Source organism: Pseudoalteromonas sp. Of11M-6 (assembly GCF_022347905.1).
In the GTDB taxonomy this organism is placed as follows: Bacteria; Pseudomonadota; Gammaproteobacteria; order Enterobacterales; family Alteromonadaceae; genus Pseudoalteromonas.
The window spans coordinates 1-11,046 of the sequence record NZ_JAKRFW010000084.1 but is presented as its reverse complement, the minus strand read 5'-3'; the positions used below and the strand labels follow the sequence as shown (position 1 = coordinate 11,046).

Annotated in this window: 12 protein-coding genes; all 12 read right to left on the bottom strand. The window is 39.5% G+C overall.

The genetic code is table 11. From position 1 onward, the window contains the following. On the bottom strand, positions 1–1,772 hold a 1,772-nt coding region (trbL, locus tag MHN32_RS22820; RefSeq protein ID WP_239422894.1), incomplete at its 3' end, for a P-type conjugative transfer protein TrbL. Positions 1,773–1,779: 7 nt separating this feature from the next. Then, complete coding sequence (trbJ, locus tag MHN32_RS22815; RefSeq protein WP_239422893.1) at positions 1,780–2,574, bottom strand: P-type conjugative transfer protein TrbJ; 795 nt, start codon at positions 2,572–2,574, stop codon at positions 1,780–1,782. A gap of 14 nt (positions 2,575–2,588) precedes the next feature. Continuing rightward, complete coding sequence (locus MHN32_RS22810; RefSeq protein WP_239422892.1) at positions 2,589–3,989, bottom strand: TrbI/VirB10 family protein; 1,401 nt, start codon at positions 3,987–3,989, stop codon at positions 2,589–2,591. A 4-nt stretch (positions 3,990–3,993) separates the two neighbouring features. Beyond that, positions 3,994–4,419, bottom strand: coding sequence for a hypothetical protein (locus tag MHN32_RS22805; RefSeq protein WP_239422891.1), 426 nt, complete (start codon positions 4,417–4,419; stop codon positions 3,994–3,996). Positions 4,420–4,421: 2 nt separating this feature from the next. Next, a complete protein-coding gene (gene trbG / locus MHN32_RS22800) occupies positions 4,422–5,315 on the bottom strand; it encodes a P-type conjugative transfer protein TrbG (protein WP_239422890.1) in 894 nt (297 codons plus the stop codon). Between the two features lie 10 nt (positions 5,316–5,325). Next, on the bottom strand, positions 5,326–6,069 hold the full coding sequence (locus MHN32_RS22795) for a VirB8/TrbF family protein (protein WP_239422889.1): 744 nt from the start codon (positions 6,067–6,069) through the stop codon (positions 5,326–5,328). Then, on the bottom strand, positions 6,066–8,603 hold the full coding sequence (locus MHN32_RS22790; protein WP_239422888.1) for a VirB4 family type IV secretion/conjugal transfer ATPase: 2,538 nt from the start codon (positions 8,601–8,603) through the stop codon (positions 6,066–6,068). The genes MHN32_RS22795 and MHN32_RS22790 overlap by 4 nt, the downstream gene beginning before the upstream one ends. Next, positions 8,600–8,899 (bottom strand): conjugal transfer protein TrbD, encoded by a 300-nt coding sequence (locus MHN32_RS22785; RefSeq protein ID WP_239422887.1) that lies wholly within the window; start codon positions 8,897–8,899, stop codon positions 8,600–8,602. Before MHN32_RS22785 ends, MHN32_RS22790 begins: the two co-directional genes overlap by 4 nt. A 2-nt stretch (positions 8,900–8,901) precedes the next feature. Continuing rightward, positions 8,902–9,288: a TrbC/VirB2 family protein gene (locus tag MHN32_RS22780; RefSeq protein ID WP_339145263.1), complete on the bottom strand. Its 387-nt coding sequence runs from the start codon at positions 9,286–9,288 to the stop codon at positions 8,902–8,904. Positions 9,289–9,303: 15 nt separating this feature from the next. Next, positions 9,304–10,254, bottom strand: coding sequence for a P-type conjugative transfer ATPase TrbB (trbB, locus tag MHN32_RS22775; RefSeq protein ID WP_239422886.1), 951 nt, complete (start codon positions 10,252–10,254; stop codon positions 9,304–9,306). A 111-nt stretch (positions 10,255–10,365) separates the two neighbouring features. After that, positions 10,366–10,737 (bottom strand): helix-turn-helix domain-containing protein, encoded by a 372-nt coding sequence (locus MHN32_RS22770; RefSeq protein ID WP_239422885.1) that lies wholly within the window; start codon positions 10,735–10,737, stop codon positions 10,366–10,368. 121 nt (positions 10,738–10,858) lie between these two features. Then, a partial coding sequence (locus MHN32_RS22765; RefSeq protein ID WP_239422884.1) for a hypothetical protein occupies positions 10,859–11,046 on the bottom strand: 188 nt, incomplete at its 5' end.

The window sequence follows — 11,046 nt, the reverse complement described above, 5'->3', positions numbered from 1 at the left end:
GACCCTGCTGATTGGCCATGACTAGAGTCGGTTGAAGTACCCGTGTCGCTCGATGCCGACCCTACTGATTGGCCATGACTAGAGTCGGTTGAAGTACCCATGTCGCTCGATGTTGAACTAATCGAATCTATTGCATCATCATTATTTATGGCGTTTTCTTCAAAAGCTCCCATCGCTTGAGCTTCAGCTGCGTCGAAACTTTGCTCTGTATTTGAACCACTGGTTAAGTCTGAAGCATTTAAACCAGCTCCTTGAGCTATTGCAGCTCCAGTCGCTAACGCTGAACTGTTATCACTCGATCCAGATTCAGCGCCAGAATCAGTTGAAGTGCTATCTGAAAATGATGTTGAACCGTCTTCCTGTCCATTCGAATTGTTCGACATAGATTCAGTGTTTTGGGCGTCGCCAGAATCAGTTGAAGTGCTATCTGAAAACGGTGTTGAACCGTCCTGTCCATTCGAATTGTTCGACATAGATTCAGTGTTTTGGGCGTCGCCAGAATCAGTTGAAGTGCTATCTGCAAATGATGTTGAACCGTCGTCCTGTCCATTCGAATCGCTCGACATAGATTCAGTGTTTTGAGCATTACCTGAATCAGTCGAAGTGCTATCTGAAAACGATGTTGAGCTGCTATTTGAACCTGAAGATGAACCGCCCATTGCTTCAGCTAATGGGCTAGTGTCTTGTTCATTTGAGCCACTATCACTTGATGGCCCAAATGATCCGTTATCTCCTGAGCCTTCAGATAAACTAGCCTGAGCAGCTTGGATGGCCGCTATAACCGCACTACCACCGCCAGCTAATTGAGTTGATAATTTAGATATTCCTGAAGAACCTACGGCTGCCGCAGTCGCTAATCCCGCAGCAGTTCCGACTGCTGCACCTGCACCAAAATTACCAATCCCTTGAGAGCCTACATTTGCACCTGTTACGATACCTGATATTGTTGCTGGTAATTTATTTGTTAAAACTAAAAGAGTAATGGCAACAATCAGAATTATACACATTTCAGCTATTGTCATATTACCTGACATATCCGTTTCGTAATTAGTTATGATGTCATTACCAATACCTATAATTAACACCATAACGAACAACTGAGTGGCTATACCTAGAACGGTTTTGAAGTAGTTAATAGCCATATCAGATGTCCATTTTGACCCCCCAAAACCTAGAAAAAATATACCAGCATAAGCCAATACCCAAGATGTGATCAGAAGCAACAGCATATTAATAGCCACAAGAGCCAAAATTACTAGGATTATCACAGCAATAAGAAGTAATAAAACACTGTCTAATGGTTGAGTCATGCTTGAAGTTTCAAGTGCTCTATCGAGAATTTTAAAGCCGATATCGACAATTGATGAGGGGGTAAGCCCTGCGCCCAAGCCAGTAGCTTCCCCCCCTATTTGTCTAAGGGAGTCTAGTATTGATACGGCAAATGCTGCTCCGTTTTGCAAAAGCCACCAAAAGAAACCGATAAATAATGTAAAGCGAATAAACTCAGCAAAGAATTCTGCTAAGTCTGCTTTTTTAAAAAGCATAAATCCAAAAGTGACAACCATCCCAATAACAGCTAAGGTCCAAAATAACCATGTAGCATGTAATGTGATAATTACAGACCATGTAACAGCGCTATTTCGGTACGCTAAAAGCACACCATCTAGAATGTCGGTACTATCAAGCTCTGCTAATGCAAGTGGAGAGTATAAAGATAGCCAACTACCTATTAAGACTATCAAAATACTTTTAAAATTAAGGATGTTGGCCATGTTCACCTCACCAACTTTGACCAGAACTATCAGAATAGGAAAACTCGCGTATACGTTCACCTGCTGCCATTTCTTTTGACTTCTGATCTTCGGATGTTTGCTTCTCAGCTGATAACGCGCTTTGCTGAGCTATTAAGAGCGCTCTAATTTGCATCAATTGTTGAGCTTGGTTACTGGCTAATTGATTAGCATGTTGGATTGCTTCAAGTTGACCTTGTGCTGTTTGGGCATTGTTTTGCAAATCTCTTAAAGTATCAGCATCACGTTCTAATAAGTCTTGTTGTTCATCAATACTTTTTACCAATGCGTCATTCGCTTGTTTTCTTATTTCGGAATGCTCTTTGGCCATGATCCGAGACTGCGACATTACTATAGCCATTTGGGCGCGAGAACAGGCGTCTGTAAAGCACACTGCGTCTCTGTAATAATCAACGTCTTTGAATTTGCTCATATAGGCATTTAGTGAGCCGAACTGATTTTTAAATTGTCGTATAGAGTCCATGCTATCAAGAACACTACCTATTAAAACTTTAGCGTCATCCCATATAAAGCGAGCTGGATTTATTGTATTTAAAACTTGCTGCTCTAATTGTTGAAGCTGAGTTTGCCAATCCCTAATCATTTGGGAATATTGCTGTATCATTTGAGACACTTGCATAATGCTTTGAGCAATATTTGTTATATCCATGACTGGTATACCTGCACTAGCTTTCTCTGTTTTTAATGCGCTAACAGCTCCCAAGCCTAAGACTAAAGCACAACTTAATTTAGCCGCTAAAATACGTTTCTTAAAAATTTTCATAACAGTGCCTATCCTTAATAATCGAAAGATTTATATGGACTATCAAAAACAATATCTTTATTGACCATGACGTTAAATCGGAAACCAGATCTGATTTCAATGGTTGGAGCTATATTTAAGTTTTTCATTATCATTCTAGCGGTTGCTTGGCCAAGTTGTTGTCCAAGTGCTTCAGATAATGCGTCGCTAGTGCTTTTTGAACCGTTGATATTTTGACTGCTATCATCTTGTGATAACTCTACTCCCGCAGTGACAACTGACATCATTAATGCAGAACCAAAAATACGCCAGAAATGATGGTTTACTTGGTCTGCAAAACCAGCCCTACCAATCCCGTCAACACCAGACATAGAACCAATATCAAGCGACTTTCCATCGGGTAGAATCAGGCGTTGCCATGCTACTAATACTCTTTCTTGACCATACGACACGTTTGAATCATACATACCAACAAGCCTTGTACCTTGTGGTATTAACAGATGTCTCCCTGTCGGTGTGTCATAAACATTCTGTGAAACTTGAGCAATTATTTGACTTGGCAAATCCGAATTAATTGATGAAATCATCACAGCTGGTAATACAAATCCAGCATGTATCTGAAATGGCTGAGGTGTTTTTACGCTGGTATTGAGCGACCAGCGATTTTGATCACCTGAATACTTTTTATAATCCTCAATACTAGAAATTTTGGTTGGCCCATCAAGATCGCTATAACTATCAACTCCGCCGCCAGATTCAATATTCTCCCTTATGTTTGATAGAGTATCTTGGAAGTTTGAGGAAGGCCCGTTCATTAACTTACTAGCGTCACCTAATTGCTTTCGAATTGCAGCAAGTTGATCTAGTTGTTTATTTGATGAAGTGCCATTAAAAGAAAATCGGTTTGATGATATAGATGGGGTACTTGAAGCTGAACCATCAAACATCACTGTTGAACCTCCAAATGCCGCTTGTTCAAAGCGTCTTAGTCTTGCATCTGATACGCGACGTCGTATCTCTTGTTCTTTTTGCTCATCAGCATCAAACTCATCATCTCTTTTTGGTAATGTATTGTTCGGAGTAACGGCAGGCACATCTTTATAACTGCTTTCTACAGATGCAATATTATCTTCTGCTTGAAGCGTCGTAGCGTTATCTTCAGTGTCTTCGGGGCTTGTTTCAGCTTCGATATAACCTGTCTCGTAACCGAGCGTAATTTCATTTGCTAATTTAGCGCTACCTCTAACACTCTGAGGTACAGCATCCGTTGCCTTCTCGTTCTGTTGATTAGCCCTATCCATTGCTACGAGCATAATAACTAACAAGAACGTACCTAAACCAATGCCCATAATAATAATAGGCCAGTTGTTTATTCGCTTAATACCTGCTGAGCTGGTTGGATCGACTTTAGGTGATAATAGGTCATCATCTTTCATAGCATTACTCCTTTACTGACCAGAAACCAATAGCAGAAGCTTTATTCTGTTGAACTGTATACGCCCTACTCAATGAAGTGCTATTCAAGTGAACTGACACCACTAAATTGTTTTCGTCTAAATGGTCAACAACATAGAATAGCTTTACTCCATCTGAGCTACTATTTTTAGTGTATTCAGATAAGGCGAATCCTTGCTCACGTAACACTTTTATTAATGTGCTGCCAAAATTATCATTGATCTCATGAGCTACGCTTAGTTTGGTATGTGCAGGTGCGTAGAGTTCGTTAATTTTTATAGCTACATCTAATGCTAATTCTGCATTTACGGCTGACTGTGTTGCACTGTCATTTGTAAAGTTTCCGTACTTCGCATTCGAAGCGCAGCCAGATAAAGTAAATAGGAATATTAAAGTGAGAAATCGCTTCATTTTTAGTTACCTCTAGTAATTGTTACTTTTGTCTGGTTGCGACCAACACCAACTATCAAGATTGCTTTATCAAAGACCGTATCGACAATGTATCTATCATTTTGTAAGCGATAGTTAACTAAAGTATTTTCATCATCACTAAAGAGTTTATTATTTTCCCTAACGACAAGTAGTGTTGGCGCTTCTGTTTGCGACATCGTTTCGGGCATTTGAATAATTGTTTTTTTCCCATCGTTGTAAACCCGAACAGGCTTCCACTTGGCTTTACCATCAATTTTGTATGAAAAATCTAACTGGCCTAAGTATTCTCCTGTTTGTGGGATCGTATTTTTACTAACTTCACGATGTTCAATGCGTTTCAGGTTTTCAAACTTAGCTAATGCTTCCCTTGGGTATATGAAAGATATTTTTGGCATGAAATCTGATTTATGACTTCTAAGTCTTAAATTATAAGACCTTCTATCAGTAGCTATGATTAGGGTTGTATCTAAAGCAACATCAAGCGGTTTAATGATTACATGAATGGTTTGTGATAACCCACTTCCTGTTATAGCAGGTTCGGCCAGCCACCGTGCTGAATCACCTAAATGTATATTGTTGACATTTTCACCCGCCTCAAGCTGGATATCGCACACTTGCATTACTGCGCAAGTTATTATTGGTTGTTTATCGCCATGAATAAATACAATCGAACCGTCAATACCAGATACAGGAGTCATCCCCCTTTCGCTAGCTTGTTGCCAACGCTTAGCTATCGCTATCGCATGTTTTTCTTGTGCTGTTAGTGTTGGGTTTTTATCTGGAAAAAATAGATCATCATAATCAACATCTTTCTTTGCGTCTGTTGAATAGGCGAATGTTGATATGGCTAATAATAATACTAATAAATATTTCATTTTTGGCGTCCTACAGTGTTTTTGACCAGTTATAATCAACGATATAAATCCCAAGTGGGTTAGCACGAAAATCTTCTTCGGTTGTATCTTCCGTGTGCGGAACTATTTGCACTGTAACTAGTGCTTTCATTCGAAATGGTTCTTCAGCTAACACACCTTTCCTATCTCTTATTGTTTCCTCCCAGTCGACCTGAAATGTAGAGCTGGTTTGCTGTAAAACAGAGAGGATTTTTACATTAACGGTTTCTGTCTGAGCCCTTTTAAAAGGGTTTTTGTCAGTATCACCATTAAGGTGTTCGCTCATTTTTGGAGTGGCGGGGTTGCCTTGGGCCAGTTTTGAATAAATGTTGAATATAGCTTTTCTTTGTAACTCAACATCTGGTGTAACCAAGCGCGCATCGCTTATAAATTCGGAAACTACTGCTTTTAGTACACGATCCATTTTAAGTTCAGCTGAGTCTGCCTGTTTGACTGTGACCTGATTACCAAGTTGATCAACTTCAACAACATAAGGGATAAATTTGCTTTTACCAGCAACAGATATCAGCCCTTGGATTGCATACGCTGATATTAACATCGCTATCAAACATAAAATCATCCACATGTTGCGTTGTACCGAGACACTACCTGTATGGTCATTCCATCGACGACGATAATTTGTGTATGGATTTGCCTGTCTTTTATCTGACTGTCGTCTTTCAACAGAAGTGTTTTCCTGCTCCTGCTTTTTGGTAAATAATTTTTTTATACTCATGCTGCTGCTCTCGCTGTGTTTAACAACAAACCTTGCTTACTTAAATATTCATCAACCCACCTTTCACCGTGAGCTGCTTCCAAATCTTTGATAAGACTTATAGTGTCTTTATCTGATTTACCTACAAACGCCATCGTTATAGGGCCAATAGCAAGGTCGTATAATCGTCTGCCCTGTTCAGAAACGTAGTAATACTGACGCTTTGGAGTTGCTTTTGAGATGATGTCGATTTGACGGGGGTTGAGGCCCATTCGGCTATAAATTTTTGCTGTTTCTTCCTCTTTCGCTTGGGCGTTAGGCAAGAAAATTTTTGAAGCTGTACTTTCAGTAATCACATCCAGAATGCCGGAATTTGCAGCATCACTTAAACTTTGAGTTGCCATTACGACAATGCAATTAGCTTTACGTAAAACTTTAAGCCACTCTTTAATCTTATCTTTAAAGACACCATGAGCTAACATTAGCCACGCTTCATCTAGAAAAATAACAGCGGGTTGCCCCGTTAGAGATTTTTCTATACGTCTAAATAAGTACAGCAAAACAGGTAACGCGTATTTATCACCGAGATCCATTAATTCTTCGATTTCAAATACTGTAAATTTGTTAAACGATAGACCATCTTCTGTTGCATCAAGAAGGTGCCCCATGAGGCCTTCAATTGTGTATTGTTTCAGAGCTTCCCTGATGGTTTTATCTTGTATAGATGAAACAAAATCCGTCATTGTCTGAGAACCTGTTTCAGACATACTAACCAGTGCAGACCCTATTTCGTTACGTTGTTTAGGTGTTGTTTCGACGCCATTCAACGCCAAAATAGAGTCGATCCATTCCATAGCCCAAGCTCTATCATGTTTACTGTCGAGATATTGCAAAGGACAAAAATTTAATGAATCATCCCCCCCGCCGACGGAAAAATGAGATCCCCCTGCGGCTTTAACAAGTGGGAACATTGACATTCCTTTGTCAAACGCAAATATCGAAATGTCTTTATAGCGTCTAAACGATGCGGCCAATAATCCTAAATGTGTAGACTTTCCCGCCCCTGTTGGGCCAAACATAATTGTGTGGCCCACATCGCGAACATGTAGATTAAGTCTAAATGGGGCATTACCAGCTGTTAAGCAATGCATTAAAGGAGGGCTTTGATCAGGATAGAACGGACAAGGAGCTTTTGCATTTCCAGTCCATAACGTTGATGTAGGTATTAAGTCAGCTAAATTCATTGTATTGATTAGCGGTCTTCTTACATTTTCTACACCATGACTGGGTAAAGAACCAAGGTAAGCTTCAACTGTATTTACTGTTTCTATACGTGCAGAAAAACCAATGTCGTTAATGGACTTTTCAACAAATTCCGCAGCGTTTGTTAGTTGCTCTCTATTTTCTGACATCAACACAACAACGCTGGTGTAATAGCCCATAGCCACTAGGTTACTATTTACTTCTGCCATAGCTGCATCGGCATCAGCAACCATATCTACTGCGTCTTGATCTATTTGGCCATTATTTGTATTGAATACTTGTGAAAAGAATCCTCTAACTTTCTGTTTCCATTTTTTGCGGTAGCTTTTTAATAAAGCTAAAGATTCATGCTGTTCCATGAAAATAAAGCGACTACTCCAACGGTATTCTATTGGTAACTCAGCTAGACGCGATAAAATACCAGGAGCGGAATTGAGAGGTAGTCCGTCTATAGATACCGTTTGTATAAATTTGCGGCCAACTTTCGGTATTGTGCCACTGTAAAATTCCTCGCTTCCAATGAGCTGATCTATGTACAGCGCCGTGTTAGGCAAGTTGACGGGGTGATTTTTACCAGTTACACAGTATTGTAGGTAGCGTAACTGATCATCTTGTATAACTGTATCACCGTCCTCATTCGCAACTTTTACGCCTTTTAAGCGTATTAGTTTTAATCCGCTAGAGAGGGAGCTTTCTATACGTTTACAATCAGATTTAAATTGCTCGATTAAACCGTGCGTTCGTTCGTTTTTGCTTAGTTTTTCACTATCATCATCAAACATAAGTTCAATAAACTTTGTCTGTGCAAGTATTGGGGGATAGAAAGTAACGCTAAGAACAAAAAAACCCTCATACACATTACCTTGGCCAGCGAAAAATCGCTCCCTCTCAAGGTCAATAGCATGTGTGATCCTATCAGGAAAGTGAGAGCCTTCATTTGAATACTTTGGCGTTTCTTTCCTAACCGCATCAACGTGTATCATCCAACCATTACCAAGCTTACCTGCAAACGCTTGGTTTATTCTTAATGATACTAATTCTCGCTGTTGATCAGTCGAACTTGCATTATCATCACCGGTGTATAACCAGCTTGCAGTAAATGACCCGTTTTTATTAACGATAATACCGTCATCAACAACTGCTGCATAATTCAGTAAATCAACAAGCCCCGCTTGTTTTTTACGATATTTATCAAGTCGTTTGTCTTTATCAAATTGAAATAATTTGCTGGCCAGTAAAACAATCAAAATGAGGCATATTGTCACTGTCAGCAATGTTATAATTTCGCTCATTTGTAGTCCCTTCTGTGTTCGTAATAAGGTGTAGAACGGGCGGGGTAATATTGTTTGTATCGTCTGAGTCTTAAGTAAACGTGTCTTAGCATTGGATCTGCTTTGGCCATCAGTCGCAGCAAGTACAAACTGACAGTCCAAAGCAATATACCCACAATTGTCGCTCTCAGCTCTTGCGCTGAAAATATCAGCGCAAAAGCTAGTAAACCTGAAAACATTACTAATTCACGATCACCACCTAAAAATAGGCTTGCTCTATTACCCACTCGGCGAATTGGTATCGTGCGTAGTGGCATAATTATCTACCAGCTAAACGAACAGCAGTTTGAACAGCTGCTTTTGTATAATCAGCTAACAGCTGCCCGTCTATAACTGCACCACGGCTGAAGAAGTTGGCCATAACGTTCTGCGCTCCAACCAGTAGAGCCATGATTAGGACGATAAAGACCATAGTTCTAAAGAAGCCATTCAAATCACCACCAAAAATCAATACGCCGCCAGCAACTACGATCCCAATAATTGATAGTGCAAAGGCTACTGGCCCTGTTACTGAGTTACGTAGATTCGTTAACCAGTCTTCGTAAGGAAGTCCGCCTCCAGTTCCTGCTGTAGCGCTAGCGTCTGGCGAAAATGAAGCAATAAGCAAAATAGCTAAAATGAATAGTGAATACTTAATTAAGTTCATGAGTAAAATTTTCCTTTATATAGAGTTGATTAGATATTTGTCCCCGTCATACCCGCTCACTTCAATGATTTCTTGTATAACGCGACCTGTAGATGTTTTGGCTATATGAATTACTACATGTACGGCTTCGCCAATTAGCCGTTCGATGTCTTTAGGCGCTGACGGGTTTCGCGTTATCAGCGATTTGAGCCTATCCAGCCCTGAAGTTGCGTTGTTTGCGTGTAAAGTGGCTACACCTCCTTCGTGTCCTGTGTTCCAAGCATCCAATAGATCTAAAGCTTCAGCACCGCGAACTTCCCCAACTAAAATTCTGTCGGGTCTACCTCGTAATGTTGTCTTTAATAAATCGGTCATGCTTGCTTCTAATGATGTGTAAAATTGAACTGAATTCTCAGCCGAGCATTGAATTTCACCTGTGTCTTCAATAATAAAAATTCGCTCTAGAGGATCTACATTTACCATTTCTGCTATAACTGCATTTGTTAGTGTTGTTTTACCTGATCCCGTCCCTCCAATTACCAATATGTTTTTGTGGCGTTCAACAGCAGAGCGTACAAAATCATATTGTCTCTGAGTCATAGCTCCGTTTTTAACGTAATGTTTAAGTGAGAATACAACTGAAGCTTTTTTTCTTACTGCGAATGTTGGGGCTGAAACAATAGGGGGAATCCAACCTGCAAAGCGGCTGTTATCAAGGGGTAATTCACCTTCGAGTATGGGATTAGTTCTAGTGATAGTTGTGTCTAAAGCTGTTGCGATGGTTCGCATTGCTGCGTGGGCGTTTGACTCAGTTATGTTTCCAATAACTTTCATCTTTTCACCCAATTTTTCTTGCCACAACGAACCATCAGCGTTGAGCATTATTTCTATTGTATTTGGATCATTTAAAGCAGATAAAAACGTATCGCCTAAGTTACGCTTTATCTTTTCTTTTATACGTAATAGTGATTCTGGATCTACTGACATGTTCGATATACCTTACCCAAAAAATATAGGGTAACGATATATCGAATGTAAAAATTTGGCAAGTGAGTTTGTGGGAAAATTTACACTTTATCGAAATTTGTTTATTTCAGATTATTTAGATTTTTTTAGTTTTTTTATCTCAGCTCTAGCCTTTCTATCCCACTCTTTTACCTGAAATGCTTTGTGTTCGGGAAGTATAGCACCTACTCTTTCAAACCCTTGGGGAAGTTCTTCTATCTTTAATGCTGAATCTGTCAATAATGCCCATATTTCAGATTCTACATGCTCTAACATAAGCGGTAGTGGAATTGATAAGGCATTAGATATTGCTTCCATTGTTCTTATTGATGGATTCCCTTTCCCTGATGTTAAGTCAGATAGAAAAGATGCTGAAACTCCTGAAAGCTTGTGCAGCTCAGAGTTTGACATTTTTCGTTCTGCCATAATTCGTAAAACGTTAGTAAAGAATATTTTGTCGTACATTCTAATTTCCAAATTTTAGCCGCTAAAATTTTTGTTTAGCTTAACTATCAAATACTTATCAACATTGAATCTAAGTTTATATAAAATTCCCCTGTTAACAATAGAAGAAAGTGATATATTATTAAATACTACAATGTAGTACTACAGTGTAGCTTTTTAGTACTACAAACTGCCCTAGGTCAAATGCTACAAACTGCCCTAGGCTAAATACTACAAACTGCCCTAGGCTAAATACTACAAACTGCCCTAGGCTAAATGCTACAAACTGCCCTAGGCTAAATGCTACAAACTGCCCTAGGCTAAATGCTA